Genomic DNA, 26,123 nt, shown 5'->3' on the forward strand with positions numbered 1-26,123 from the left:
CGCCGCTGCTGGCCAGGTTCTCGGTGCCGGTGCTGGCGTTGGCCGGCCTGCGTTACGCGCGCCGGGCGAYGGCCCCCGTCGACGCGGCCTACCGGGTGGCAAGCGCGTACACGCTGCTGGGCATGCTCACATACATGGTCATCGTCTGGCACCGCCCCGCCGACATCCTGTTGCACGGCACCTCCGTGGGTCTGATGGCGGTCGCGATCCTGATCTTCATCCCGAACCGCCTGTGCAGCGCCTTCGCCATCGCGCTCGGTTCCAGCCTCGCGTTCATTGCGCTGGCCTGGTACGAGCATCTCGAACCGACGCGCCGCCTCGTGTCGATGACGATGCTGATCCTGTTCGCCAACGCCTTTGGCGCCGTCGCCGCGAACCGCCACGCACGCCTGTGGCGCGAGCAGTACCACACGCAGCAGGTGCTGACGAACCTGTCCGTGCGCGACCCGCTGACCGGATGCTTCAACCGGCGCCACCTGAACGCGGCCCTGCTCGACGGCGAGATCGCCCGCGCCCGCCGCTACCGGCTGAGCCTGTCGCTGATCATGTGCGACCTGGACGGCTTCAAGGCCATCAACGACACGCACGGCCACCACGCGGGCGACGAGTTGCTGCGCCGTTTCGCGGCCCTGCTGCAGGCGCTGACGCGCGAGGCGGTCGACACCGTGGTGCGCTATGGCGGCGAGGAATTCCTGATCATCCTGCCGGAGACGCGTCTGGACGGCGCCGTCGAACTGGCCGAGCGCGTCCGCAGCAGGTTCGCCGCGCTGCGTGTCGAGTGCAACGACGCCGTGCTGGCCACGACGGCCAGCCTCGGCGTCGTCGGCGCCGACTTCGGTGCCGGCCACGACGTCACGCCGCAGCGAATGATCGCCGTCGCGGACGAACTGATGTACGAGGCCAAGCGCGGCGGCCGCAACCAGGTCCGCGCCCGCGCGCTGGGCCCGTGCGTCGCGCGGGTGGCATAGCCGGGCGGTCCGGGCGATAATGGCCTCGATGAGCGACCCGACGATTCCCCCACCAACCGACCTGCGCCACCACTATGACGCCATGTGGGACCGCGCCTGGCCGGCCGTCTCCCGCGGCGACGTCGAATGCGACCCGCACCTTGCCGGCGGCCTCGATCCGCGCCGCGGCATGACCCTGATCGCCCGCCCCGATGCCGCGCTGGCGGCGCGCTGCGCCCGCGTGCAGGACCGGTTGATCCAGGCAGACCCGCGACTGTACCGCCAGCCACGCGCCGACCTGCACATGACGGTGCTGTCGCTGTTCACGGTGAGCGCGGACTACGCGCCGCACCTCGCACGGCGCGCGGAATACGCGGCGGCCGTGCGCGCCGCGCTCGAGGGTCTGCCCGCATTCGATATCGCCTTCGACGGCATCACGATCTCGCGCGGCGCCGTGCTGGCCACGGGCTTTCCGCGCGACGCCACGCTGGAGACGCTGCGCACGCGCCTGCGCGAGGCGTTGCGCGCACGCGGGCTCGATGGAATGCTGGACCAGCGCTACCGCCTCGTGACGGCGCGCGACCTTGCTGCGCTTCGTGGCGCCGCCTGCCGATCCGGCGCGGCTCGCGGCCGTGCTGGCGCAGATGCGCAACGAACCGCTGGGGACGTTGCGCGTGGACTCGCTGCAGCTGGTCGTGAACGACTGGTTCATGTCGAGTGCGGCGATCGAATCAATCGAAACGTATAAATTGACGTAGGGTGGGCGCCCCGTGCCCACGCGTGACGTTTGCATTACGTTGGCGTACGCGTGGGCACAGGGGTGCCCACCCTACGCGGCTGGACGGTGATCGTCCGCGCCCGCAACTGCCCGCAGCCGCCATCGACATCCTGCCCGGCCGAATCGCGCAGCTTGGTCAGCACACCCCGCTCGAACAGCCAGGCGGCGATCGCCCGCGCCTTGTCCCAACCGGGCCGGCTAAAGGGTAGACCCGGGTTCGTGTTATAGGGGATCATGTTCAGCACGGCATACTTGCCGCGCAACAGGGCCACGACGGCATCCAGCTCATCCGGCCCGTCGTTGACCCCGTCCAGCAGAGTCCACTGGTACTGGATCGGATAGCCGGTCAGGCGCGCATAGCGCTCGCCCTCTTCCACCAGTTCGGCGGCAGTCAATCGCGGTGCGCGCGGCAGCAGGCGTGCGCGCAGGTCCGTCTTCGTCGTATGCAGCGACAGCGCCAGCGCCGGTTTGACCCGCCCAACGGGCAGACGCTCGAACACGCGCGGGTCGCCCACCGTCGAGAACACGAGGTTCTTGTGCGCGATATTGCCCTCGATGCCCAGCAGGTCGATGGCTTCCAGCACATTGTCCAGGTTGTGCGCCGGCTCGCCCATGCCCATGAACACGACTTTCTTCACGGGCCGCTGGCGCCGCGCCAGCACGACCTGGGCAACGATCTCGCCACTCGTCACCTGCCGGATCAGACCGCTTTGCCCCGTCATGCAGAACTGGCACCCGACCGCACAGCCGACCTGGCTCGACACGCACACGCCGTCGCGCGGCAGCAGCACGGATTCCACGGTCTGGCCGTCGGCGAGCCCGACGAGCAGGCGCGCCGAACCGTCTTCGGCCGGGTGTGTGCTCAGCACGCGCGCCAGCGCATCCAGTTCCGCGTCCAGCTGCGGCAGGGCTGCGCGCACGGGCTTGGGCAGGAAGTCGTCGGGACGGCGGCGGCCGCGGTCGTGGTCCATCACGCGCACCCAGTCGCGCAGGACGCGGTCCACGTGCAGCGGCTGGGCACCCAGGTCGCGCAGCCGGCTACGAATAGTTTCGATCCTCATGGGGTCAGAGCCCGAGTTCTTTTCAGGGGCCCTGACCCCGTCTGACTAGACAACATATCAGTCGTTCTTGACGACGATCGTCGGGAACCTGGCGCTCATGTCCTTGGCCTGCTCCGCCACCTTGACGGCCACCTTGCGCGCGATGTCCTTGTAGATCGCGGCGACGGGACCATCCGGCTCGGCCACGACGGTCGGGGTGCCGGAATCGGTCTGCTCGCGGATCGACAGCTGCAGCGGCAGCTTGCCGAGGAATTCGACGTGGAAGTCGGCGCACATCTTCTCGCCGCCGCCTTCACCAAAGATCGCCTCGACGTGGCCGCAGTTGGAGCAGATATGGGTGCTCATGTTTTCCACGACGCCGACGATCGGGATGCCGACCTTCTCGAACATCTTGAGGCCCTTGCGCGCGTCCAGCAGGGCGATGTCCTGCGGCGTGGTGACGATCACGGCGCCCGTGACCGGGACTTTCTGCGCCAGCGTGAGCTGGATGTCGCCGGTGCCCGGCGGCATGTCGACGACGAGGTAGTCGACGTTCTTCCAGTTCGTCTGCTCCAGCAGCTGCTGCAGGGCTTGCGTGACCATCGGGCCGCGCCACACCATCGGCTCGTCCGGGTCGATCATGAAGCCGATCGACGACACCTGCACGCCGTGGTTCTCCAGCGGCTCCATCGTCTTGCCGTCCAGGCTTTGCGGACGGCCGGAAACGCCCAGCATCATCGGTTGCGACGGGCCGTAGATGTCGGCGTCCAGCAGCCCGACCGTGGCGCCCTCGGCGGCCAGCGCCAGCGCGAGGTTGACGGCCGTCGTCGWCTTGCCGACGCCACCCTTGCCCGACGCGACGGCGATGATGTTCTTCACGTTCGGCATCACCTTCAGGCCGCGCTGCACGGCGTGCGACAGGATCTTGCTCGTGACGTTGACGCTGACGTTGTCCACGCCGKGCAGCTTGCGCAGTGCGTCGACGACGGCCGCGCGGATGCCGGCGACCTGGCTCTTCGCCGGATAGCCGAGTTCGATGTCGAGCGCGACATTGCCGCCGTCGACCTGGATATTCTTGACTGCCTTGGAGGTTACGAAGTCTTTATGGGTATTGGGATCGACGACCGCGGTCAGTGCCGACTTGACGTCTTCAAGCGTGATGCTCATTGGGTTCTCCGGATGTGATGCGCAAGTTTAGCGCAAAACCGGGCCTTCGCTGTTGTCTGACCGGCAAACGCGAGTCTACGCAACCTCGACCCGCTGCGCGCCGGGGTGAACCGCTGGTAAAATGCCTTTTTTCATATCCCACGCAACCATCGACCATGACACGCAAGCTGTTCGTCACCACCGCCCTGCCCTACGCCAACGCTGCCTTCCACATCGGCCACATGATGGAATACATCCAGGCCGACATCTGGGTCCGCTTCCAGCGAATGCAGCGCGACGCCGGTGAACAGCGCGTCGTGCACTTCGTCGGCGCCGACGACACGCACGGCACGCCGATCATGATCGCCGCCGAGAAGGAAGGCGTGACGCCGCAGGAATTCGTGGCGAAGATCGCGGCCGGCCGCGCGCAATACCTGGACGGCTTCCACATCGCCTTCGACAACTGGTATTCGACCGACTCGCCGGAAAACGTCGACCTGTCGCAGGGCATCTACCGCCGCCTGCGCGACAACGGCCTGATCTATACGAAGACCGTCGACCGCTTCTACGACACGGCGAAAGGCATGTTCCTGGCCGACCGTAACATCAAGGGCGAGTGCCCCGTCTGCCACGCAAAGGACCAGTACGGCGACAACTGCGAAGTATGCGGCGCGGCCTACCAGCCCACCGAACTGATCAATCCGTACTCCGTCTTCACCGGCTCGACGCCGATCCTGAAGCCGTCCGAGCAGTACTTCTTCAAGCTGTCCGACCCGCGCTGCTTCCAATTCCTGAAGGAATGGCTGAACACCCCGGGCCGCCTGCAGCCGGAGATGGTCAACAAGGTGTCCGAATGGCTCGGCGAAAACGGCGAGAAGCTGGCCGACTGGGACATCTCGCGCGACGCGCCCTATTTCGGCATCCCGATCCCGGATGCGCCGGGCAAGTTCTTCTACGTGTGGCTGGACGCGCCGGTCGGCTACCTGGCGAGCCTGAAGAATTACTTCGAAAAGAAAGGCATCGATTACGAAGCCTTCCTGAACGATCCGTCCGCCGAGCAGGTGCACTTCATCGGCAAGGACATCGTCTCCTTCCACCTGCTGTTCTGGCCGGCGATGCTGAATTTCTCGGGCCACCCGGTCATCGACAAGCTGAAGGTCAATGTCCACGGCCACCTGACCGTGAACAATGAAAAGATGTCGAAGTCGCGCGGCACGGGTATCTCGCCGCTGCGTTACCTGCAGCTGGGCATGAACCCGGAATGGCTGCGCTACTACCTCGCGTTCAAGCTGAATGCGCGCGTCGAAGACCTGGACTTCACGGGCGAAGACTTCGTCGCCCGCGTGAACAGCGACCTGATCGGTAAATACGTGAACATCGCCAGCCGCTGCGCCGGCTTCATCGCCAAGCGCTTCGACGGCAAGCTGGCCTCTTCGCTGTCGGCCGACGCGCAGGGCTGGATCGCGCGTGCCCTGAACGGCGAAGTTAATGGCAACCTCGGCGAGCGCCAGGCGAACATCGCCGCCAACTTCGAATCGCGCGAATTCGGCAAGGCCCTGCGCGAAATCATGGAAGTCGCGGACGTCGCCAACCGCTACGTCGACGAGAACAAGCCGTGGATCCTGGCCAAGGACGAGACGAAGACGGCCGAGTTGCACGACGTGTGCACGACGGCGCTGATCCTGTTCCGCCAGCTGACGATCATGCTGTCGCCGGTGCTGCCGCACGTGGCCGCGCGCGTGCGCGAATTCCTCGGCGACGAAGCCTGGTCCTGGGCCGACACCCAGGGCGAGCGCGTGTACGCCCCGCTGCTGGGCCGCACCATCGGTACTTACAGCCACCTGATGCAGCGCGTGGATGCCAGGATGGTCGAGGACCTGTTCGACAAGCCGGCGCCGGCCGCTGCCCTCGCCGCTGCGCCTGCAACACCCGCTGCCGACACCGCGACCGCACCTACCGCCGCCGCGGTGACGACCGCCGCGGTGACGACCGCCGCAACCTCCGACATCGAGGAACTGGCGCCGGAGATCTCGATCGACGACTTCATGAAAATCGACCTGCGCGTGGCGAAGATCGTCAATTGTGAGCACGTCGAAGGTGCGGGCAAGCTGCTGCGCCTCACGCTCGACGTGGGCGAAGGCCGGTATCGTAATGTGTTCTCGGGTATCAAATCGGCATACCAGCCAGAGCAGTTGATCGGCAAGCTGACGGTGCTCGTGGCCAACCTGGCACCGCGCAAGATGAAGTTCGGCGTGTCGGAAGGCATGGTGCTGTGTGCCTCCGCCAGGGACGAGAAGGCGAATCCGGGCCTGTACCTGCTGGAGCCGGTGAGCGGCGCCCAGCCGGGCATGCGGATTCGCTAAGGCAACGCGCATTGTTGTTGCCGGGTTGATATCAATTTCCACAGACTGGTGGCGGTATAATGCTGGGCTCTGCCCCACGAAGAAATCAGATGGGGTCAGAGCACAGGCGGGAAATTCGTGCTCTGACCCCATGAATTTAACTTTTTAGAGTAGTAGCGACTAATATGACCGAATACAAAGCCCTGAGGCACATCCCGCAAGCGAACCTGTTCCGCCAAGGCGACGTCTTCGTCCTGTTCGGCGAACTGTTCGGCCGCGGCTATGTGAACGGCCTGATCGACCAGGCGCGCGCCGCCGGCATGACGATCCTCGGCATCACCGTCGGCCGCCGCAACGACGACGGCACCCTGCGCGCGCTGACGCCGGAAGAACATGCGGAAGCGGAAGCGAAGCTGGGCGGCCGTATCGTCAACGTGCCGCTGATGGCCGGCTTCGACATGGACGCCCCCCCGGGCGAGCAGAATCCGACCGAGATGCTGTCCGGTATTACCCTCAAGAGCTGGCAGGAAGACAAGCTGGACTGGACCAAGATCGAAGCCTGCCGCGCCGCCGGCGTGCAGCGCTTCGCCGAGTCCACCCGCACCGTCATGACCGAGATCGACAAGCTGATCCCGGACGGCGCCAACGTGTTCTTCGCACACACGATGGCCGGCGGCATCCCGAAGATCAAGGCGTTCCTCGCCATCGCCAACCGCATCTACAAAGGCCGCGGCGACCGCTTCATGTCCTCGCGCGCCCTGCTCGACAGCGACCTGGGCAAGCTGATCCTGATGAACTTCGACGAAGTCACGGCGAACACGCTGAAGCACCTGATCGACGCCTCGGCCGCGATCCGCGCGCGCCTGGAAGCGAAAGGCGGCCAGGTGCGCTATACCGCGTATGGCTACCACGGCACCGAGGTCCTGATCGGCGAAGAATACGTCTGGCAGACCTACACCAACTACACGCAGGGTTATGCAAAGATGCGCCTGGAGTCGATCGCCGAGGCCGCATGGGCCCAGGGCGTCGCCGCCACCGTGTTCAACTGCCCGGAAATCCGCACGAACTCCTCCGACATCTTCGTCGGCGTGGAATTGTCGCTGTTCCCGCTCCTTATCGCCCTGAAGAAAGAAGGCGGCGGCGCGTGGGCGCAGGAACAGTGGGACATCTGCCAGAAGCTGCTGGGCGAAGGCGTGTCGCTGCAATCGATCCTGGACAAGCTGGAAACCTATCTGCAGACGGCCACCAGCGCCTCGTTCCGCAATTTCGCAGCCTGGCCGATGGACAACACGCCGGAACTGGCCGAGCTGATGATCGGCACGTCCGAGGAGATCACGTCGCTGCACACGGACAAGAAGGCGCTGGTCACGGACCACCTGTCGGCGCTCGTGCTGGAAGGTGCCGGCCCGCTGATGTTCAACGGCGCGGCCGAGAAGATCGCACCGGTGCTGTGGCTCAACCACGACATCATCGCGCGCCAGCTGAATGCACTGCACCAATAAGCGCTGACACGCAGTATCATTCCCTGTTTTTATGATGCGGCGGTCTTCGATAAACGAGGCCGCCGTCTGTTGACTTGCCTGATAAGAGCCATGAAACACATCCAATACGAATCCGAGCACACCAAATTCATCAAGGAACTGAAGGCGAAGACCCCGGGCATGGAAGAGCGCCAGCAAGCCGGCCGTGCCCTGCTGTGGGACAAGGCGCCCCTGTCGCTGGATGAGCAGCGCCGCGTCGCCGAATCGCGTCTGCGCCAGCAGGCCTACCCGTACCAGACCAAGGTCTGACGCGACCCGGTCTGAGCCCAACCCTTCTTTCCGAGGCCGACGACGATGGCGCCCGTGCAGGCGACGCCCGGGGGGGGCGCCGAACCCGAGACGGGCGACGGCACCACGGCCCCCGCCACTGACGGGGCGGGTCTTGACCCCGCAGCCGAAGCCACAGCGCACGCCGACAGCGCCATCGCGCGCCTGTACGGCGAGCCGCTGCTGCACCTGCCGACCGACCTGTACATCCCGCCCGATGCGCTCGAGATCTTCCTGGACGCATTCGAGGGACCGCTCGACCTGCTGCTGTACCTGATCCGCAAGCAGAATTTCAACATCCTCGACATCCCGATGGCCCAGGTGACGCTGCAATACCTGGAATACGTCGAACAGATCCGCAAGAGCAACCTGGAACTGGCGGCGGAATACCTGCTGATGGCGGCCATGCTCATCGAAATCAAGTCGCGCATGCTGCTGCCCAAGCGCGTCGACACGCTCGTCGAGGAAGCGGAGGATCCGCGCGCGGAACTGGTGCGGCGCCTGCTGGACTACGAACAGATCAAGCTCGCGGCCCAGCAACTGGGCGCCCTGCCCCAGCTGGACCGCGACTTCGTGCGCCCGCAACTGCATATCGAGCAGGCGCAGGGACCGGTGTGGCCGCACGTGGATCCGCACGACCTGCAGCGGGCCTGGATGGACGTGTTGCGCCGCGCGAAGCTGACCCAGCATCACCACATCGGCCGCGAGGAATTGTCGGTGCGCGAACACATGTCGGCCATCCTGCGTACCCTGCAGTCGGCGCGCTTCGTCGAATTCTCGGAACTGTTCGGTGGCCAGGCCAGCGTGCCCGTCGTCGTCGTGCATTTCATCGCCATGCTCGAACTGGCAAAAGAAACATTAATCGAAATAACCCAGGCCGAACCTTTCGCCCCCATCTATGTGCGGCTCGCCTATTCCCCGGCGTGACCCATTATGAATCCGACACCATGAAAATCATCTCCACCATTGACGAACTGCGCGACCAGCTGCGCGGACAACTGCGCACCGCCTTCGTGCCGACGATGGGCAACCTGCACGAGGGCCATTTGTCGCTGATGCGCCTGGCGCGCCGTCATGGCGACCCGGTCGTCGCCTCGATCTTCGTCAACCGCCTGCAGTTCGGTCCGAACGAGGACTTCGACAAATACCCGCGCACGTTCGAGGCGGACGTCGCCAAGCTGGAGAAGGAAGGCGTCTATGTGTTGTTCGCGCCGACCGAGAAAGACCTGTATCCGGAACCGCAGGAATACCGCGTGCAACCGCCTGACGACCTGGGCAATATCCTCGAAGGCGAGTTCCGTCCCGGCTTCTTCAACGGCGTGTGCACGGTCGTAACGAAACTGTTTTCGTGCGTGCAGCCGCGCGTGGCCGTGTTCGGCAAGAAGGATTACCAGCAGCTGATGATCGTCCGCAACATGGCGCGCCAGTTCGCACTGCCGACGGAAATCATCGGCGCCGAAACATTCCGCGCCGAGGACGGCCTGGCGCTGTCGTCGCGCAACGGCTACCTGAGCACGGCGGAACGGGCCGAAGCACCGTTCCTGTACCAGACCCTGCAGTACGTGGCCGAGCAGACCCGCACCGGCCACGCCGACCTGGCCGCGCTCGAACGCGATGCGATGGAGCGCCTGGACGGCCGCGGCTGGCAGCCGGATTACGTGTCGATCCGCAAGCGCATGAACCTGCAGGCGCCGAGCCGAGAGGAATACGAAGCGGGCGCCCCGCTCGTCGTCCTGGCCGCGGCCAAACTGGGGACGACGCGCCTGATCGATAATCTGGAAATCTGACTCTAAATATTCCACTGTTGCAAATGTGCTGTAGGAATTGGAAACGCTTCTTGCTAGACTCCGTGATGGGTTTATTACCCAAGCCACGTAAAAAGAAGGAGTGCCCGTGACCGACTTCACCATGCCGCTCATGCGCAAGGGTCCGCCCAAACCGGCGGACGCCGTCGACCGTATCACCTTGAACACGGTCGCCCACGAAATGCACGATCCGTTCAATATCGTCGATGCATTGACGACGCTCGCCCTCACCGGCGAGGCCGTCACGGTGTACCCGTACGGCCAGGATGTCGTGATGGCGCGTATCGACAGCGTCGCCCCGGAGAGTCCGTTCTTCACGCTGGACCCGGTCGAGCATGTGTTGCTGTCGGAACGCAAAACCGTGTTCGTCGCCTCCCTCGGCGGCAATGCCAAGATCCAGTTCGAACTCGAGGCCGGCCCGGCCGCCGTGCCCGGCCGGCCGGATCTCCTGCAGTTCCCGCTGCCCACCTCCTGCCTCGTGCTGAACCGGCGCGCCGAACAACGCCTCGACTCGCCATTGGGCATGAACTACGGCGCCCGCTTCACGATGATGGGCAAGGTATTCGAGCTGCCGCTGTACGATTTCTCGCGCGGCGGCGTCGGCCTGCGCGCGACGCCGGAACAGGCGCTCGAGCTCTACGTCGGCAAGAAGCTGGACGGCGTGCAGCTGGAACTGGGCTCGTCGCTCGTCGTCACGGCCGACCTCGAAGTCCGCCTGCTCCGGCCCTTCCGCACCTTCCTGCTCGGTCTGCAGGTACAGGTCGGTTGCCGCATCTCGAACATCACCATGCAGATGCGCCAGACGCTGGACCGGGCCGTGAACACGACGCAGAAGCGCCGTTGATCTGCACCTCACGTGAAATGTGATTACGTATTCGTAGGGCGGGCACCCTGTGCCCGCGCGAACGTTTGCAGACCGCACGCGTTACGCGTGGGTACGTTTCATTTGGGGCCCCCGGCCCCAAATGCCCAACCTACGAAAACTACGTCCTTTATTCGACCGGAATCAGGCGGCCACGTTCTGCGCCCACGCCAGGGCCGACAAATGGGCCTTGTTGACATCCAGCGGACTGATGCCGAGCGACGCCGCCAGCGACGCCACGAGGTTTGAATTCAGCTCGCATGCCTCCGCCAGCGCCAGGTAGGGCCCGTAGGTGCCTTCGCGCCCGACCAGCGCGCGCACGACCTGGTCCGGCAACTGGATCGTGTCGAGCACTTCCGTCATGGGCAGGCCCAGCAGGCGATCCAGCAGCGAGAACATGCCGGCGACGAACAGGTGCTCGCCCTCGCCGCGCGGCAGGCACAGCTGGCCGAGCAGCTCGCACAGGCGTGCGCGCACGACGGCCGTTTCCATCAGCACGGGCGAGTAACCGCTCGTACTGGCCGTCGCGAGCAGCAGCACGAGCCAGCGGTACAGCGGCGCATAGCCGAGCATGGCGATGGCCTGGCGCAGCGACTGGACTTCGCGGCCCGAGCCGAAGCCGGCGGAATTGATGAAGCGCAGGAGTTTGTAGATCAGTGCCGGATCGCGCTTGAGCACGGCCTCGATCTTGGGTACGTCCTCGTTGTTCTGCACCATCTGCATCAATTGCAGGATGATGGTCTGGGCCGGGTTCATGCCCTTGACGGGGCTGCCCGGGCGCGGCGTCAGGTGCAGCTTGCCGACGAAGGCATCCAGGCCCAATGCGGCGCAGGCGTCGAAATCCTGCCATGTCGCCACGGGGCGGCCGACGAGGCGCAGCGCCGACTGCTTCGCCGCCGCGTAGGTACGCGCCTGCGCCGCCACGTCGGCGCCCGTGAAGCGCACTTCGGCATGCGATGTGAAGGGCGACAGGTTGCGGCCCAGCAGATTGAGGTCGGCGCCGCGGATCGAGATGCCGACGCCGCCCGCGCGCAGGGCCTGCACGGCGGCGCGGGTATCGGGATTGGCAAGGTCGCGCACGCGCAGCGACAACACGGTGCGCTCCGGCGGCAGCGCGTGCAAGGCGTCCAGCGACAGCATCGCGGGAACGGCATCGAGGAACAGGATCTTGTCGCGCAGCAGCCACCCCTGCTCCTCGTCGACCACGTGTTCGGCGACGAAGGCGATGAGGGTTTCGAGGTCGGCGCCGGTGACTTCCTGGCCGTCCCGATGTTGCCAGCAGAGCTCGTAGCCAATCACACGCTGCTTGGGGTCGAGCAACGGCTCGCGGACGATGAAGTTGGTCTGGTGCATGTCTTGTAACGATCGCCGGGTGAAACGATGAAGCGGCGGCAAGCGCCGCCGCGACGGGATCAGAAACCGAGGCTGTCCAGCAGGTCGTCGACCTGCCCCTGGTCGGCCACGACGTCGGTATTGCCTTCCGGGTTGATCTGCGGACCGTTCAGCAAGCCATTGTCGAGCTCACGCTTGATCTCGCTAGGCGCGAAATCGACGAGCACCTGCACCAGTTGCTTTTCCAGGTTCTGGGCAATGCCCGTGATGCGCGAGATCACCTGGCCGGTCAGGTCCTGGAAGTCCTGGGCCATCATGATGTCCATCAAATGCGTCTTCGTCGCATTGGCGGCATTGCTCGATTCGGCCAGGCTGGCCACGGTGCGCTCCGCGAGTTCGCGCCAGGCGGCGTCCGCGCCATCGCCGGAATCGGCCAGCAGGGCCTGCCAGGAACGGCTCAGCTCAGCGGCACGCTCGTCGATACCGTCCTGCAGCGGATTGGCTGCATCGGTGGCGTCGAGCACGCGCTTGGCCGATTGTTCGGACAGCCGCACCACGTAGTCGAGGCGGTCGCGCGCATCGGGAATATCGCTGGCCGCCTTCTCGATCAGCTTGTCCAGGCCCAGGCCGCGCAGGCTTTCGTGCAGCGCGCGCGTCATGTGCCCGATCCGGCTCAAGACCTCGTCAGGCGAAGTCGAGTCGGCGATGTGCTCGGTCATTACGCAGCCTTTTCCATCTTTTCGAAAATCTTGTTCAGCTTTTCGTCCAGCGTGGCCGCGGTGAACGGCTTCACGACGTAGCCGTTGGCGCCGGCTTGCGCCGCCGCGATGATGTTTTCCTTCTTGGCTTCGGCGGTCACCATCAGCACCGGCAGCTTGGCCAGCGCGGGATCGGCGCGGATGTTCTGCAGCATGGTCAGGCCGTCCATGTTCGGCATGTTCCAGTCCGACACGACGAAATCGAATTGTTCGCTGCGCAGTTTCGCCAGTGCCTGGACACCGTCCTCCGCCTCGTCGACATTGCCGTAACCCAGTTCTTTCAGCAGATTCTTGACGATGCGTCGCATCGTCGAGAAATCGTCAACAACCAGGAAACGCATCTTAGGGTCAGCCATGAATTACTCCGTTGTTTCTTAACTCTAGTGGTGGGATCCAATTGTTTCAGGACCCCTAGTATGTTGGTAGGTTCGGCACTACGAATACAAGCTAAAGCATAGCATTTTTGTTGCTCTACGGCGATAAAACCGCGGTGATTGCAACGTATCCGGATCAAACGCGCAACGCCCGGCCTCCGTGCGTTGCCAGATGGCCAAGCACGAGACCCGGCAGCGCCGTCAAAGCGGCCACTTCGTGGGCGGCGCCGATGACGATCGCTTCGCGCGGCATGCCAAAGACAACGCATGACGCTTCGTCCTGGGCGAAATTGTATGCGCCCGCATTCTTCATCTCCAGCATGCCCTGCGCGCCATCCTTGCCCATGCCGGTCAGGATCACGCCGACGGCGTTCTTGCCGGCCGCCTGCGCAGCCGAGCGGAACAGCACGTCGACGGACGGGCGGTGGCGGTTGACGGGTTCGGACTGCTCGATCTTCGTCATGTAGTTGGCGCCAGATCGAGTTAACAGCAAATGGGAGTGGCCGGGGGCGATATAGGCGTGGCCCGGCAGCACGCGCTCGTTGCCGGCCGATTCCACGACGCTGATCTTGCACAGCGAATCGAGGCGGCGGGCAAAGGAACTCGTAAAACCTTCCGGCATGTGCTGTGCGATCAGGATGCCCGGGCAGTCGGACGGCATCTGCATGAGGAATTCGCGGATGGCTTCCGTGCCGCCCGTCGAGGCGCCGATGATGATCAGCTTTTCCGACGATGTCAGCGGACTCCTCAGCTGCGGCAGCGGGACCGTGGCCCCTGGAGCCGGCGTGTGCAGGGTGCGCGGCTTGATGCGGGCGCGCGCCGTGGCGCGGATCTTGTCCGCAATCAGTTCCGTGTATTCGCGCATACCGCTCTGGATCGAGATCTTGGGCTTGGTGACGAAGTCGACCGCGCCCAGTTCCAGCGCGCGCATCGTGATCTCGGAGCCGCGCTCCGTCAGCGACGACACCATCAGCACGGGCATCGGACGCAGGCGCATGAGTTTTTCGAGGAAGTCGAGGCCGTCCATCTTCGGCATCTCGACGTCCAGCGTGAGCACGTCCGGATTGGTGCGCTTGATCAGGTCGCGCGCGACGAGCGGATCGGGTGCGACGCCGACGACTTCCATGTCGGGTTGCGAATTGACGATTTCGGTCATCACGCTGCGGATCAGGGCGGAATCGTCCACGATCAGCACTTTGATCTTTGTCATTGGGATTGCCTTTCTTGTCAGAACAGGTCGACGGCGCCGGAGACGGGCGTGACCTTGAGGCGGCTGGCGTAATCGAGCTCGCGCTTCGCCAGCGTGTCGTTATGGGTCTGCATCAGCTTCTTGACGAGCACCTTGCCCGTGCGCGGGAAGAAATACACCTTGCGCGGGTAGATGTCGTTCAGGTCCTCGGCGACCACGGGTATCCGTTCCGTCTTGAGGAAGTTGATGACGAACGCCGCATTGCGCTCGCCCACGTTCATTGCGGAAAACCCACGCAGCACGGCGCCGCCGCCGAACACCTTCGCTTCCAGGTGCTCGCGCCGGGCACCCGTTTTCAGCAGGTCGTTGATCAGGACTTCCATCGCATACGTGCCGTAGCGCATCGAGGCCGAGACCGGGTTGCCGGGTTCGCCGCCGTCCGGCAGCATGAAGTGGTTCATGCCGCCCAGGCCCCGGGTGCGGTCGCGGATGCAGGCCGACACGCACGAGCCGAGCACCGTCACGATCAGCATGTCCTTCGCCGTGTAATAGTACTCGCCGGGCAGGATCTTGGCCGCGTCGCAGTCGAAGGTGCGGTCGTAATAGACGTTGGTGGCGAAATGGCTGTTCGTATCCATGGTCGGGTCCGTCGGGCGTCAGCCCTGGTGCAATTCGTAGACCGTCTTGCCGCGCAGGCGCAGCGCGTCGGAGACGTACAGGAAGTTCTCGGAATGTCCGGCGAACAGCAGCGCATCGGGCTTCATCAGGGGCACGAAGCGCGCCAGGATCTTGCGCTGCGTGGCCTTGTCGAAGTAGATCATCACGTTGCGGCAGAAAATGACGTCGAAAGGGCCCTTGACGTCCCAGCCGTCGGCCAGCAGGTTCAGCTGGCGGAACGTGATCAGCTGGCGCAGTTCCGGGCGCACGCGCACGAGGCCCTCCTGGGCACCCTTCCCTTTCAGGAAGAAGCGGCGCAGGCGCGCCGGATCCATCTTGTCGACCCGTTCGATCGGATAGACGCCGGCGCTGGCGGTGGCCAGCACGTTCGTGTCGATGTCGGTGGCGATGATGGCGACCGGGGGCGTGAGGGTGTCGAACGCCTCGCACAGGGTCATCGCGATCGAATACGGCTCTTCGCCGGTGGAACTCGCCGAACACCACACCGTGAGCGGCGTGCCGTGGCGGCCGCGGGCCCTGAGCGCATGCTCGGCCAGCAGCGGGAAATGGTGGGCTTCGCGGAAGAACGACGTCAGGTTCGTCGTCAGCGCGTTCGTGAACGACTCCCATTCGGCCGGCATGCGGCCCGCTTCCAGCGCATCGAGGTAGGCGGAGAACGAGTCGATGCCGTTCGCGCGCAGGCGGCGCGCGAGGCGGCTGTAGACCATCTCCTGCTTGCTGTCGGCCAGCGAGATGCCGGCACGCTGGTAGATCAGGCCGCGCACGCGCTCGAAGTCGGCGCGGGTGAACTCGAATTCCTTGCCGGTCTCGTGCCGGCCGGCGGCTCTTGTTTCCAGCCTTGTCGTTTGGGTAGTCGTTGTGGGCGGCACGTTGTTAGCCATGGGTTGCATTCGTTCTGCGGACCGCGCGCGGTCCGGGTTGTCCCTTGCGCCGCGCAGCCAGCTTTATGCCGCCATCCTGTCCATCAGGCCCATCTCGCTGGACGACATGAGCTTGTCGATGTCGATCAGGATCAGCATGCGCTCGTCGACGGTGCCGAGACCGGTCAGGTAGTCGGAGTTGAACGCGGTGCCCATCTCCGGCGCCGGCTTGATCTGGTCCGGGCTCAGGGTGGTCACGTCGGACACGCTGTCCACGACCATGCCCATGATGCGGCCGCCGATGTTCAGGATGATCACGACGGTGAACTGGTCGTAGGTCGGCGTGCCCAGGTTGAACTTGATGCGCATGTCGACCACGGGGATGATGATGCCACGCAGGTTGATGACGCCTTTGATGAATTCGGGAGCGTTGGCGATGCGGGTCACGGTCTCGTAGCCACGGATCTCCTGCACCTTCAGGATGTCGATGCCGTACTCCTCGGAGCCAAGGGTGAAGGCCAGGTATTCGCTGCCGCTGCCGTCGTGAGCATCGTTCGGCTTGTTCGTCGGTTGGATGGACATGTCAATTCCTATCGAAGGGAGGTGTTAAGTGGTTCAAAAAAGGACGGATTCGTCGGACAGCTGGCGCGACGAGCGCAGCAGCGCGGCCACGTCCAGGATCAGCGCCACGCCGCCGTCGCCGAGGATGGTGGCGCCGGAGATGCCGGTCACCTTGCGGTAGTTCGCTTCCAGGTTCTTCACGACGACCTGCTGCTGGCCGACCAGTTCGTCGACGAACAGCGCGGCCTTGCGGCCTTCCGCCTCGAGGATCACGAGGATCCCCTCGCACGGATCGGTAAGGCGCGGTTCGATGTTGAACATCTGGTACAGCGGGATCAGCGGCAGGTATTCGCCACGTACCTTGACGACGCGGCCCTGGCCGTGGATTTCCTTGACGTCGGCGCGCGCCGGCTGCAGCGATTCGACGACGAAGCCGAGCGGCAGGATATAGATCTCGTCGCCGCTGCGGATCGACATGCCGTCCAGGATCGCCAGCGTGAGCGGCAGGGAGATCAGGATCGTCGTGCCGAAGCCGCGCGCCGAGCGGATGTCGATGGTGCCGCCCAGCGCCTGGATATTGCGCTTGACGACGTCCATGCCGACGCCGCGGCCCGACACGTCGGTGACGATTTCCGCCGTCGAGAAGCCCGGGGCGAAGATCAGCTGCCAGACGTCGGCGTCGCTCATGTTGTCCGACACGGCCAGGCCGTTTTCCTTCGCCTTGGCCAGGATGCGTTCGCGATTCAGGCCACCGCCGTCGTCCGCGACCTCGATCACGATGTTGCCGCCCTGGTGCGCCGCCGACAGGAACAGGCGGCCCGACTCCGACTTGCCGGCGGCCATGCGCGCGGCGGGCATCTCGATGCCGTGGTCGATCGAGTTGCGCACGAGGTGCGTGAGCGGATCGACGATGCGCTCGATCAGGCCCTTGTCCAGTTCCGTCGCGGCGCCGTTCGTGATGAAGTCGACCTTTTTACCCAGCTTGCCGGCCAGGTCGCGCACCATGCGCGGGAAGCGCGAGAACACGAAGTCCATCGGCATCATGCGGATCGACATGACGGATTCCTGCAGGTCGCGCGTGTTGCGCGTCAGCTGCGCCACGGATTGCAGCAGGCGCTGGTGCAGCATCGGGTCCAGGCCCGAGCTGCGCTGTTCGATCATCGCCTGGGTGATCACGAGTTCGCCGACGAGGTTGATCAGCTGGTCGACCTTTTCGATCGACACGCGGATCGACGACGATTCGCCGCCCTGCGCGTGGCTACCCTCGGCCGCCTTCTTCGCAGCCTTCTTTTCCGCCGCCACTTCGGTGATGTCGAGCGGCTCCGGGCGCGCCGGGGCCGGCGGCGGAGCCTCGGCCACGATGCCGGCCTCGCGGCGGATCTGCTCGATCGGCTGGAAGAAGCCGTAGCCCAGTTCGTCGTCGGTCGGCTCGCGTGGGCCGGCGTCCTCGGGGTCGGCCGGGTCGAAGAAGCCGTAGCCCTGCTCTTCCTCGATGCGGGCGCGTTCCGCCGCTTCCCTGGCGCGCTGCTCGGGCGTCAGCGGAGGCGCCTCGAAGATCTTCAGGTCGCCCGGGTCGAGCACGAAGGAGCAGATGGCGATGATGTCGTCCAGGCTCTCGTGCGTCGTGATGATCAGCGCGGTGCGCCCGGCCGTCAGCGGCACGACGGAGACGCGGCCCAGGAGGCCGAGTTCGTCCACGAGCGCATCGACGTCGCGCTTGGCGAGGTCGGGCAGCTCGATCTTGTAGCGGTGCGCGCCCTCGGCGACCTGCTGCTTCGGTTCGGCGTGCAGGAACGAGGGCACGGTCGGCTGGTGCGTCGGCACGATCACGCCTTCGGACAGGTCGTGCAGCATCATGCGCACGTTGGCGACGGCCTCCTGGTCGACGTCCGCACCGTTGCGGTGGCCGTCGAGCTGCATCTTGAGGATGTCCTTGGCGGCCAGGAAAGCGTCCACGTGCTGCGCGGTCAGCGCCATCTCGCCCTTGCGGATGCGGTCCAGCAGGGACTCGAGCACGTGCGTCACTTCGCTCATGTCGTTCAGGCCGAAGGTCGATGCCCCGCCCTTGATCGAATGGGCGGTACGGAAGATCGCGTTCAGGTCTTCCGGGTCCGGCGAATCGATATCGACGGCCAGCAGCAGACGCTCCTTCTCGGCGAGCAGCTCTTCCGCCTCGTCGAAAAAGACCTTGTAAAACTGGCTGATGTCGATGGTCATGTCATTATCCGTCTGGTGCAATCGGCGCGGCCAGGTGCCGTCAGCCGATGACTTTCTTGACCACCTCGATCAGGCGCTGCGGGTCGAACGGCTTGACCAGCCAGCCGTTGGCGCCGGCCGCGCGGCCCTTCGACTTCATGTCTTCGGACGACTCGGTGGTGAGCATCAGGATCGGGGTCTTCTGGTAGCCCGGGAGGCTGCGCAGCGACTTGATCAGGGTGAGCCCGTCCATCTTCGGCATGTTCTGGTCGGTCAGGACCAGGTCGACGGTCTGCTGCTTTGCCTTTTCCAGGCCATCCTGTCCGTCGACCGCTTCCACCACCTGGTAGCCCGCGGCCTTCAGGCTGAACGCCACCATCTGGCGCAGGGAACTGGAATCGTCGACTGCGAGAATTGTTTTTGCCATCTTTTTGCTCCTGCTGTTTTATGTCACTGCCGTTGTGCGGCTATCGTATCTGATCAGACGGGGTCAGAGCCCAACCGAGAAATTCGGGCTCTGACCCCGCAGGCTAAAATAATTCGATATCACCACTCTCGAGGTGGCGCTGTTCCACCGACTTGCGCAGCATGCTGCGCAGCTCGAGCGACTGGATCGCCAGCGCCATGCTCACCTTGCCGAGGCGTTCGACGATCTCGTCGCCGTCGCTCTCCGGCAGGATGCCGTCGCCATGCTCGGACAGCGTCGTCAGGAACTCGCGCAGGCCCGTCACGCGGCGCAAAGTGCGGTCCAGCAGCTGGCTCGTCATGTCCTGGAACTGCATGCTCGTCACCGCCGCGTTCACGTGGCCCGCAATTTCGCCCGACATCGTCGTCAGGCACGCACTGTCCTCCGCCGTCGGCGCCTGGCCGGCCAGCAGGCGGTTGATCGCTTCCTGGCGCGCATCGACCACGTTGTGGATCGCCATGAAGCTGCTCGTCAGCTTTTCGACGGCTTCTTCCAGCAACAGCGTCGTCTGCACGAGGTCGGTCTCGACTTCGGACAGGTGGCGCCTGCCATGGTCGGACACGCCCGACAGGAGGCGCTTGACGTGTGACCCGAGAATCTTTTTTCTTGTCGTCATAAATCCTCCAGAACATCCCGCCCGTTATTTCTTCGCCGCCGGCGCCTTGTCGTGCGCCAGACCGCCACCCGTCGCTTCGGCGACCGCCTTCACCGCCGCGTCCGTGCTCTCGCCCGGCACGTCCAGCGGCGTACCGTCGTGCAGCACGGCGTTCTCGGTCCGCTTGTTCATCACGAGGATGCTGATGCGGCGGTTGATCGGGTTGAACGGATCCGCGCGGTCGAGGTGGACGGCCGAGCCGAGGCCCACCACGCGCAGGATCTTGGCGTCGGACAGACCGCCGTGCACCAGTTCGCGGCGCGACGCGTTGGCGCGGTCGGCCGACAATTCCCAGTTCGTATAGCCCGCCGGCGTCGAATACGGCGTGGAATCCGTGTGGCCCGACAGGCCGATGCGGTTCGGCACGTCGTTCAGCACGAGGCCCAGCACGTCCAGGATGTCGCGGGTGTACGGCTGCAGCTCGGCACTCGCGGAGGCGAACATCGGGCGGTTCTTTTCGTCGACGATCTGGATGCGCAAGCCTTCGCTCGTCACGTCCAGCAGCAGCTGGTTCTTGTACTTGCGCAGCAGCGGATTGGCATCGATCGTCTGCTGGATGCGTTGCTTGAGCTCTTCCAGGCGCGCCGCTTCTTCCTTCTCGAGCGCCTCGCGCGCGGACTTCAGGTCCATCGATTTCTTGTTGGGTTCGACATCGCCGTTCTTGACCTGGCCATTGCGGCGCGTCAGGTCCTTGCCGCCGCCCTGCAGGATCGAATTGCTGTTGCCGGCGCCCGTGCCGCCCTGCATGGCGACTTTCAGCGGCGTCTTGAAGTAATTCGCGATGCCTTCCATGTCGCCCTTCGTGGTCGAGCCGAGCAGCCACATGAGCAGGAAGAACGCCATCATCGCCGTCACGAAGTCGGCATACGCGATCTTCCAGGCGCCGCCATGATGCCCATGGCCGCCCTTCTTGACGCGCTTGACGATGATCGGCCGCTGGCCTTCTTCAGCCATGCGTCGCTCCCGCGGCGTTCAGGTGAATCATGCGCATCATCACTTGCTCTTGGCTTTCTTGATGTGGTCCTCGAGTTCGGCGAAGGTCGGGCGCTCGGTCGAATACAGCACCTTGCGGCCGAATTCGACGGCCAGCGCGGGCGCGTAGCCGTTCAGGCTGGCGAGCAACGTGACTTTCACCGTCTGGAACATCTTGGTCGATTCCTCCAGCTTCTGTTCGAGCAGGCTGGACAGGGGGCCGACGAAGCCGTACGCCAGCAGGATGCCGAGGAACGTGCCGACCAGCGCGTGCGCGATCAGGATGCCCAGTTCGGCCGGCGGCAGGCCCACGGATTCCATCGTGTGCACGACGCCCATCACGGCCGCCACGATACCGAACGCCGGCAGGCCGTCGCCCAGCTTGGCGATGCAATGCGCCGGGACCGCACCCTCATGATGGTGGGTCTCGATCTCGTTGTCCATCAGGTTCTCGATCTGGAACGCGTCCATGTTGCCCGAAACCATCAGGCGCAGGTAGTCGGTAATGAATTCGACAACGTGGTGGTCCGCCAGCACCGCCGGGTACTTGGAGAACACCGGACTCTGCTCCGGGGCTTCGATATCGCCTTCGATCGACATCAGGCCCTCCTTGCGCACCTTGGACAGGACGTCGAACAGCAGCGACATCAGTTCCATGTACATCTCGCGCGTGTATTTGGAGCCCTTCAGCAGCGTGGGCAGCGCGGCCAGCGTGGCCTTCACGGCCTTCGGGCTGTTACCGACGAAGAATGCGCCGGCCGCGGCGCCGCCGATCATGACCAGTTCGAGCGGCTGCCACAGCGCCGCCAGGTGACCGCCGTTCATCGCGAAGCCGCCGAAGACGGCAGCGAGGACTACAACGTAACCAACAATGACAAACACGGGACTCCCGATGCGTGAACCCGGGGCTGGCCCGGTCTGGAGTCAAGCTGATGAATCCAGAGAGAAATATTTACGTAGAGAACTAGATTAGCTTGAGAATCGACTACGGGCAAGCGAAAGTGCCCTCTAGCTCGTCAAAATTGCCAAAGATAGAGAATTTTCTTACTGTTAGTCGCGACAACGCGACGGTCCGGTATTCTTCCGGGAATGTCGAATTCATAACTTAGCAGCATGCTACCGGGTCGCATTTCGGCTTCCGCCTTGCGCCAGAGACCGGGCATCGCAGCCGGTGACAGATAGGCGAACACGACGTCGTAGTGACCAAAATTTACCGTTTCATAATCCCCGCGGACGAAGCGCGCCCGGCTGCCCGACAGCGCCGCGCGCAGCCGGCTCACGCACCACGGCAGCGGCGCCAGTTCGATGCCGTCGACCTGGCTGTCGGGACGGCGCCGGGCCAGGTCGAGCACGAGTCCGCCCAGGCCGCTGCCGACGTCGGCGATGGCGAGCGGCCGGTCGGCCGGCAGCAATCCGGCAACAGCGTCCCAAGCGGCGCGTCCGGACGGGTAGTACGGCACCTGGGTGCGGAACGTGGACCAGTACACGAGCAGGAACAGCACGAACAGAACGAGGAACAGGCCGGGCGGCAGGTCCAGCCCGCGCGCGAGCAGCACGCAGGACGGAAACACGAGTTCGATCGCGCGCCACCAGACGGCGAGCCCGAGGCGCCAGGCGAGCAGCGCCGCCCATCCGCCCTGGACAAGGGCGACGGCGTCCCACGACGGCGCCGCGCCCAGGCGCGCGAGCAGCCAGACGGACAGCAGGGTCAGGGGGAAGGCGCCGGCCTGGGCCAGCAGCGCGCGCACGGACGGCGCATCCAGCAAACGACGCGGGGCAGGCGTATTCATGGCCTGCCCCGTGGCATGGTGCATCGGAAGATCACGTAACGGGATGAAGTGCTCAGGCGGCGGCGAGCGCGGCGTCCCTGGCCTTGCGGGTCTTGCCGGCGCGCGAAGGCATGTGGCACAGGCCGCACTGGTAATCGTTGTTCAGGTCGAGGGCGTTGACGACGTACTTGCCCTGGCATTTGCCGCACGGCGCCAGCACGAGCATATTACCCTGGAAGAAACGGACGAGGGTCCAGGCGCGGGTCAGCGACAGCAGCGGTTCTTCGCCCGGGGCCGGCGGCATCTGTTCCAGGTACAGTTTATAGGCCTTCATCACAGCCTGGATACCGGTGGCGCTCGCGTACTCGACGAGGAACTTGTAGATATTGATATACAGCGAAGCGTGGATATTCGGCTGCCAGGTCAGGAACCAGTCGGTCGAGAACGGCAGCATGCCCTTCGGCGGCGACACGCCCTTCAGTTCCTTGTAGAGCTTGATCAGGCGCTCGCGCGACAGGGTGACCTCGCTTTCCAGCAGTTGCAGGCGGGCACCGAGCTGGATCAGTTCGATGGCCAGCTGGATTTCCTGGGCTTCCGAGACGACGCTTTTCTTGCTCATTTTATTTGCTCCGATTCTGCTGCTGGTCTGCTGGCTGAATTCGGGGTCAGAGCGTGCTCTGACCCCGAATTTCGTTCGCTGCCGGGGGTTTGCTGTCAGGCGATTTCTTCKGCGGGCTGGCCRGCCATCAGGATGGCGGCGTGCGACTGGGCCAGGGCGCGGTCCTTGCTGTGGCTCGTCAGCATGCCGAGGATCGCGGCGTCGTCGAAGCGGAAGCGGGCCAGCATCATGTTGCCGCCGGCGAGTTTCAGGATCTGGGCGTTGCTCATGCCTTCGATCAGGTCGGCGATGTCGGCCGAGATGCCGAGGCGGAAAATTGCGGTGACCTTGTCTGCGCGGATCATCTGCTGTGCCAGCATCAGGTAGCTCAGGTTCGCATCACGAATTTCAGCCATCATGTCGTTCGCAGTCATTTCCATCTCTCCGTGTGATCGTCTCTGTAAGGCGTTAAGTGTTGCCGTTGAGATAGATTCTGACTGYGTGGAAACTTTTCGTGTATTGGAGAGTGTCTGTATTTTTGGTCCGGCAAAGACGAAGGCGACCCGTAGGAGTTTGTCTGACAAACCCTGCCGGATCATGGTCGCGCCCCTATGAAAACGGGCGGATGGGAGAGGTGATGCAACGGTGCTTTTCGGCCCCGCGACGCAGCCAACGACAGACTGCTGTGTTGGTTTACGTCAACGTTTTCGAGAACTTTAGGGTTTCTCAAAAAAAATTTTGTCCCTCAAGCAGCGTTTCAGACTCGTTATCGGATGCTGTTCGCCTAACTTTAGGGTTTCGGCAAACTTTTTTTAATCCGGTTCCGGACGTCTGAGAGGGTTATCGGATGCCTTTTGCGAAACTTTAGGGTTTCCACAAAAAATTTTTCCGAGGCCCAATCCCGCTCATCTGGATGGGTTATCGGACGGCGTTAGGAGAACTTTAGGGTTCCATGCAAAAAAAACCGAAAAAATTTCGACGGCAGGCATTCAATGCAAAAGTGACAATGTCGGCGATGGTTTTCTTGCTACACTGGCCTCACCGCTACCTTCAGGAAGCCCCCATGCCCCCTGCTACCCTCTGGGACATCAGCCCGACGATCTCGGCTGCCATCCCGGTCTGGCCCGGCGACACCCCGTTCGACGCCAGCCCCACCTGGGACATCAAGGATGGCTGCCCGGTCCGCGTCAGCCGCATGACGATGACGACGCACCTCGGCGCCCACACCGACGCCCCTTCTCACTACGACCCGCAAGGCCAGTCCATCGACGCGGTCGGCCTTGCGTCCTATCTCGGCCCGTGCCGGGTGATCGACTGCACCGGCGTCAAAATCGTCCTGCCGGCCGACGTCGCCGCCCACCTGGACCGCGTGCCCCCGCGCGTGCTGCTGCGTACCTATGCGCGTGCGCCGCAGGCCGCCTGGGATCCGGACTTTCCCGCCATCGCCGCCGCCACGATCGCCCTGCTGGCCTCGAAGGGCGTGATCCTGGTCGGCACGGATGCCGCCTCGCTCGACCCGCAGGATTCCAGGACGCTCGATGCCCACCACGCGGTGCGTCGCCACGGCATGGCGATCCTGGAAGGCATCGTGCTGGACGACGTGCCGCCCGGCGACTATGAACTGATCGCCCTGCCCCTGAAACTGGCCGGCATGGACGCCAGCCCCGTGCGCGCCGTGCTGCGCTCCCTGCCCGCCGCGGAGTCGGTATGAGCGCCGCCTACCTGACCGGGAGCGCGGAAACGCGCGCCGCCTGCGTCGCGCTGGACACGGCCGACCCGCTCGGCCCGCTGCGCGACCGCTTCGACCTGCCCGAGGGCGTCATCTACCTGGACGGGAATTCGCTCGGGGCCCGCCCGCGCACCGCGCTGGAACGGGCGCGCGAAGTCGTCGCGGCGGAATGGGGGCATGACCTCATCCGCAGCTGGAACACGGCAGGCTGGTTCGCCCTGCCCGGCCGGCTGGGCGACCGCCTCGCGCCGCTGATCGGCGCGCGGGCCGGCGAGGTCGTCGTCACGGACACGACGTCGCTGAACCTGTTCAAGGCGCTGGCCGCGGCGCTGGCGATCCAGGCCGGGCGCGACCCGGCCCGCAAGGTCATCGTCACGGAACGCAGCAACTTCCCCACCGATATTTATATGGCGGATGGCCTCGCGCGCTGGCTGGACCGCGGTTACCGGCTGCACCTCGTCGACTCGCACGACGACCTGGACGCCGCCATCGACACCGACTGCGCCGTACTGATGCTCACGCACGTGAACTACCGGACGGGCCGCCAGCACGACATGGCCGCGCTCTCCGGCCGCGCGCACGCGCGCGGCGCGCTGGCCGTGTGGGACCTCGCCCATTCGGCCGGCGCGGTCCCCGTCGACCTGCACGGCGCCGGCGCCGACTTCGCGGTCGGCTGCACCTATAAATACCTGAACGGCGGCCCGGGCGCTCCCGCATTCATCTGGGTGCCGCGGCGCCACCAGGCCGCGTTCCGCCATCCGCTCACGGGCTGGTGGAGCCATGCGGCGCCGTTCGCGATGTCGCACGGATTCGAAGCCGCCGAGGGCATCGGCCGCGCGCTGTGCGGCACGCAGCCGGTGGTGTCGCTGGCGCTCGTCGAATGCGGGCTGGAGATCTTCGAGGCCACCAGCATGGCCGCGCTGCGCGCCAAGTCGCTGGCGCTCACGGACCTGTTCATCGCGCTCGTGGAAAGCCGCTGCGCCGCGCACCCGCTGAAGCTCGTCACGCCACGCACCCATGCCGAACGCGGGAGCCAGGTCAGCTTCACGCATCCGCACGGCTATGCGGTGATGCAGGCGCTGATCGCGCGCGGCGTCATCGGCGACTACCGCGAGCCGGAGATCATGCGCTTCGGCTTCACGCCGCTGTACACGCGCTTTGCGGACGCCTGGGACGCCGTGGAAAACCTGCGCGACATCCTCGACCGCGAAGCCTACGACACCCGCGCCGCGCGCGGCGCCGTGACCTGAGGAGGCCG

Annotated in this window: 27 protein-coding genes; 10 read left to right on the forward strand and 17 right to left on the reverse strand. The window is 64.8% G+C overall.

The window, feature by feature from the left end:
* A partial coding sequence (locus AC1DYX_RS04620; RefSeq protein WP_477256741.1) for a GGDEF domain-containing protein occupies window positions 1-968 on the forward strand: 968 nt, incomplete at its 5' end.
* 28 nt (window positions 969-996) lie between these two features.
* Window positions 997-1,695 (forward strand): 2'-5' RNA ligase family protein, encoded by a 699-nt coding sequence (locus tag AC1DYX_RS04625; protein ID WP_477256743.1) that lies wholly within the window; start codon window positions 997-999, stop codon window positions 1,693-1,695.
* Window positions 1,696-1,739: 44 nt separating this feature from the next.
* On the opposite strand, the gene AC1DYX_RS04630 is transcribed toward AC1DYX_RS04625, so the two are convergent.
* On the reverse strand, window positions 1,740-2,786 hold the full coding sequence (locus AC1DYX_RS04630) for an RNA methyltransferase (protein WP_477256745.1): 1,047 nt from the start codon (window positions 2,784-2,786) through the stop codon (window positions 1,740-1,742).
* A 57-nt stretch (window positions 2,787-2,843) separates the two neighbouring features.
* Window positions 2,844-3,932, reverse strand: a complete 1,089-nt coding sequence (apbC, locus tag AC1DYX_RS04635) for an iron-sulfur cluster carrier protein ApbC (protein WP_477256747.1) — start codon at window positions 3,930-3,932, stop codon at window positions 2,844-2,846.
* Between the two features lie 155 nt (window positions 3,933-4,087).
* On the opposite strand from apbC, the gene metG reads away from it, so the two are divergent.
* From metG to AC1DYX_RS04665, 6 genes are all read left to right on the forward strand, one after another.
* A complete protein-coding gene (metG, locus tag AC1DYX_RS04640) occupies window positions 4,088-6,274 on the forward strand; it encodes a methionine--tRNA ligase (RefSeq protein WP_477256749.1) in 2,187 nt (728 codons plus the stop codon).
* Between the two features lie 164 nt (window positions 6,275-6,438).
* Window positions 6,439-7,755, forward strand: coding sequence for an enoyl ACP reductase FabMG family protein (locus tag AC1DYX_RS04645; protein WP_477256752.1), 1,317 nt, complete (start codon window positions 6,439-6,441; stop codon window positions 7,753-7,755).
* 90 nt (window positions 7,756-7,845) lie between these two features.
* The gene (locus AC1DYX_RS04650; RefSeq protein ID WP_477256754.1) at window positions 7,846-8,043 is read left to right on the forward strand and encodes a DUF3460 family protein; all 198 of its coding nucleotides are present in this window, start codon (window positions 7,846-7,848) and stop codon (window positions 8,041-8,043) included.
* Between the two features lie 54 nt (window positions 8,044-8,097).
* Window positions 8,098-8,988, forward strand: a complete 891-nt coding sequence (locus AC1DYX_RS04655) for a segregation and condensation protein A (RefSeq protein ID WP_477256812.1) — start codon at window positions 8,098-8,100, stop codon at window positions 8,986-8,988.
* A 20-nt stretch (window positions 8,989-9,008) separates the two neighbouring features.
* Complete coding sequence (gene panC, locus AC1DYX_RS04660) at window positions 9,009-9,848, forward strand: pantoate--beta-alanine ligase (protein ID WP_477256756.1); 840 nt, start codon at window positions 9,009-9,011, stop codon at window positions 9,846-9,848.
* A gap of 106 nt (window positions 9,849-9,954) precedes the next feature.
* A complete protein-coding gene (locus tag AC1DYX_RS04665; RefSeq protein ID WP_477256758.1) occupies window positions 9,955-10,710 on the forward strand; it encodes a PilZ domain-containing protein in 756 nt (251 codons plus the stop codon).
* Between the two features lie 162 nt (window positions 10,711-10,872).
* Here the strand turns inward: AC1DYX_RS04665 and AC1DYX_RS04670 are convergent, their stop codons facing one another.
* From AC1DYX_RS04670 to flhD, 15 genes are all read right to left on the reverse strand, one after another.
* Window positions 10,873-12,081, reverse strand: a complete 1,209-nt coding sequence (locus tag AC1DYX_RS04670; protein WP_477256760.1) for an EAL and HDOD domain-containing protein — start codon at window positions 12,079-12,081, stop codon at window positions 10,873-10,875.
* A 59-nt stretch (window positions 12,082-12,140) separates the two neighbouring features.
* Window positions 12,141-12,779 carry a protein phosphatase CheZ gene (gene cheZ, locus AC1DYX_RS04675; protein ID WP_477256763.1) on the reverse strand — a complete coding sequence of 213 codons (639 nt, stop codon included), beginning with the start codon at window positions 12,777-12,779 and terminating at the stop codon, window positions 12,141-12,143.
* The gene (gene cheY, locus AC1DYX_RS04680) at window positions 12,779-13,174 is read right to left on the reverse strand and encodes a chemotaxis response regulator CheY (protein ID WP_036230336.1); all 396 of its coding nucleotides are present in this window, start codon (window positions 13,172-13,174) and stop codon (window positions 12,779-12,781) included. Before cheY ends, cheZ begins: the two co-directional genes overlap by 1 nt.
* A gap of 154 nt (window positions 13,175-13,328) precedes the next feature.
* Complete coding sequence (locus tag AC1DYX_RS04685; RefSeq protein ID WP_477256765.1) at window positions 13,329-14,402, reverse strand: protein-glutamate methylesterase/protein-glutamine glutaminase; 1,074 nt, start codon at window positions 14,400-14,402, stop codon at window positions 13,329-13,331.
* Between the two features lie 17 nt (window positions 14,403-14,419).
* Window positions 14,420-15,019, reverse strand: a complete 600-nt coding sequence (gene cheD, locus AC1DYX_RS04690; RefSeq protein ID WP_477256767.1) for a chemoreceptor glutamine deamidase CheD — start codon at window positions 15,017-15,019, stop codon at window positions 14,420-14,422.
* An 18-nt stretch (window positions 15,020-15,037) separates the two neighbouring features.
* Window positions 15,038-15,949 (reverse strand): CheR family methyltransferase, encoded by a 912-nt coding sequence (locus tag AC1DYX_RS04695; protein WP_477256769.1) that lies wholly within the window; start codon window positions 15,947-15,949, stop codon window positions 15,038-15,040.
* A 54-nt stretch (window positions 15,950-16,003) separates the two neighbouring features.
* A complete protein-coding gene (locus AC1DYX_RS04700) occupies window positions 16,004-16,501 on the reverse strand; it encodes a chemotaxis protein CheW (protein WP_477256771.1) in 498 nt (165 codons plus the stop codon).
* Window positions 16,502-16,534: 33 nt separating this feature from the next.
* A complete protein-coding gene (gene cheA, locus AC1DYX_RS04705) occupies window positions 16,535-18,697 on the reverse strand; it encodes a chemotaxis protein CheA (protein ID WP_477256773.1) in 2,163 nt (720 codons plus the stop codon).
* A gap of 40 nt (window positions 18,698-18,737) precedes the next feature.
* Entirely contained in the window at window positions 18,738-19,103 is a 366-nt protein-coding gene (locus AC1DYX_RS04710; protein ID WP_477256776.1) for a response regulator, read from the reverse strand.
* A 103-nt stretch (window positions 19,104-19,206) separates the two neighbouring features.
* Window positions 19,207-19,758, reverse strand: coding sequence for a chemotaxis protein (locus AC1DYX_RS04715; protein WP_477256778.1), 552 nt, complete (start codon window positions 19,756-19,758; stop codon window positions 19,207-19,209).
* Window positions 19,759-19,782: 24 nt separating this feature from the next.
* Window positions 19,783-20,751: a flagellar motor protein MotB gene (gene motB / locus AC1DYX_RS04720; RefSeq protein ID WP_477256780.1), complete on the reverse strand. Its 969-nt coding sequence runs from the start codon at window positions 20,749-20,751 to the stop codon at window positions 19,783-19,785.
* Between the two features lie 39 nt (window positions 20,752-20,790).
* Complete coding sequence (motA, locus tag AC1DYX_RS04725) at window positions 20,791-21,651, reverse strand: flagellar motor stator protein MotA (RefSeq protein ID WP_477256782.1); 861 nt, start codon at window positions 21,649-21,651, stop codon at window positions 20,791-20,793.
* Window positions 21,652-21,785: 134 nt separating this feature from the next.
* On the reverse strand, window positions 21,786-22,559 hold the full coding sequence (locus tag AC1DYX_RS04730) for a class I SAM-dependent methyltransferase (RefSeq protein ID WP_477256784.1): 774 nt from the start codon (window positions 22,557-22,559) through the stop codon (window positions 21,786-21,788).
* Between the two features lie 52 nt (window positions 22,560-22,611).
* Window positions 22,612-23,157, reverse strand: coding sequence for a flagellar transcriptional regulator FlhC (gene flhC / locus AC1DYX_RS04735; protein ID WP_477256786.1), 546 nt, complete (start codon window positions 23,155-23,157; stop codon window positions 22,612-22,614).
* A 95-nt stretch (window positions 23,158-23,252) separates the two neighbouring features.
* On the reverse strand, window positions 23,253-23,570 hold the full coding sequence (gene flhD / locus AC1DYX_RS04740; protein WP_036230363.1) for a flagellar transcriptional regulator FlhD: 318 nt from the start codon (window positions 23,568-23,570) through the stop codon (window positions 23,253-23,255).
* A gap of 629 nt (window positions 23,571-24,199) precedes the next feature.
* On the opposite strand from flhD, the gene kynB reads away from it, so the two are divergent.
* Together kynB and kynU are read left to right on the forward strand one after the other, a co-directional pair.
* A complete protein-coding gene (gene kynB / locus AC1DYX_RS04745) occupies window positions 24,200-24,847 on the forward strand; it encodes an arylformamidase (RefSeq protein WP_477256788.1) in 648 nt (215 codons plus the stop codon).
* Complete coding sequence (gene kynU, locus AC1DYX_RS04750; RefSeq protein WP_477256790.1) at window positions 24,844-26,115, forward strand: kynureninase; 1,272 nt, start codon at window positions 24,844-24,846, stop codon at window positions 26,113-26,115. Before kynB ends, kynU begins: the two co-directional genes overlap by 4 nt.
* The last annotated feature ends 8 nt before the right edge of the window (window positions 26,116-26,123 follow it).

This window comes from Massilia sp. P2_C2, assembly GCF_056404615.1.

Coding starts and splice junctions, on each gene's coding strand:
- flhC (WP_477256786.1), bottom strand. CDS start 23,157: ATGAGCAAGAAAAGCGTCGTCTCGGAAGCCCAGGAAATCCAGCTGGCC.
- cheD (WP_477256767.1), bottom strand. CDS start 15,019: ATGGATACGAACAGCCATTTCGCCACCAACGTCTATTACGACCGCACC.
- AC1DYX_RS04685 (WP_477256765.1), bottom strand. CDS start 14,402: ATGACAAAGATCAAAGTGCTGATCGTGGACGATTCCGCCCTGATCCGC.
- AC1DYX_RS04715 (WP_477256778.1), bottom strand. CDS start 19,758: ATGACGACAAGAAAAAAGATTCTCGGGTCACACGTCAAGCGCCTCCTG.
- panC (WP_477256756.1), top strand. CDS start 9,009: ATGAAAATCATCTCCACCATTGACGAACTGCGCGACCAGCTGCGCGGA.
- AC1DYX_RS04670 (WP_477256760.1), bottom strand. CDS start 12,081: ATGCACCAGACCAACTTCATCGTCCGCGAGCCGTTGCTCGACCCCAAG.
- AC1DYX_RS04630 (WP_477256745.1), bottom strand. CDS start 2,786: ATGAGGATCGAAACTATTCGTAGCCGGCTGCGCGACCTGGGTGCCCAG.
- kynU (WP_477256790.1), top strand. CDS start 24,844: ATGAGCGCCGCCTACCTGACCGGGAGCGCGGAAACGCGCGCCGCCTGC.
- motB (WP_477256780.1), bottom strand. CDS start 20,751: ATGGCTGAAGAAGGCCAGCGGCCGATCATCGTCAAGCGCGTCAAGAAG.
- kynB (WP_477256788.1), top strand. CDS start 24,200: ATGCCCCCTGCTACCCTCTGGGACATCAGCCCGACGATCTCGGCTGCC.
- AC1DYX_RS04730 (WP_477256784.1), bottom strand. CDS start 22,559: ATGAATACGCCTGCCCCGCGTCGTTTGCTGGATGCGCCGTCCGTGCGC.
- AC1DYX_RS04710 (WP_477256776.1), bottom strand. CDS start 19,103: ATGGCAAAAACAATTCTCGCAGTCGACGATTCCAGTTCCCTGCGCCAG.
- cheY (WP_036230336.1), bottom strand. CDS start 13,174: ATGGCTGACCCTAAGATGCGTTTCCTGGTTGTTGACGATTTCTCGACG.
- AC1DYX_RS04650 (WP_477256754.1), top strand. CDS start 7,846: ATGAAACACATCCAATACGAATCCGAGCACACCAAATTCATCAAGGAA.
- AC1DYX_RS04645 (WP_477256752.1), top strand. CDS start 6,439: ATGACCGAATACAAAGCCCTGAGGCACATCCCGCAAGCGAACCTGTTC.
- AC1DYX_RS04700 (WP_477256771.1), bottom strand. CDS start 16,501: ATGTCCATCCAACCGACGAACAAGCCGAACGATGCTCACGACGGCAGC.
- cheZ (WP_477256763.1), bottom strand. CDS start 12,779: ATGACCGAGCACATCGCCGACTCGACTTCGCCTGACGAGGTCTTGAGC.
- metG (WP_477256749.1), top strand. CDS start 4,088: ATGACACGCAAGCTGTTCGTCACCACCGCCCTGCCCTACGCCAACGCT.
- AC1DYX_RS04625 (WP_477256743.1), top strand. CDS start 997: ATGAGCGACCCGACGATTCCCCCACCAACCGACCTGCGCCACCACTAT.
- cheA (WP_477256773.1), bottom strand. CDS start 18,697: ATGACCATCGACATCAGCCAGTTTTACAAGGTCTTTTTCGACGAGGCG.
- AC1DYX_RS04695 (WP_477256769.1), bottom strand. CDS start 15,949: ATGCAACCCATGGCTAACAACGTGCCGCCCACAACGACTACCCAAACG.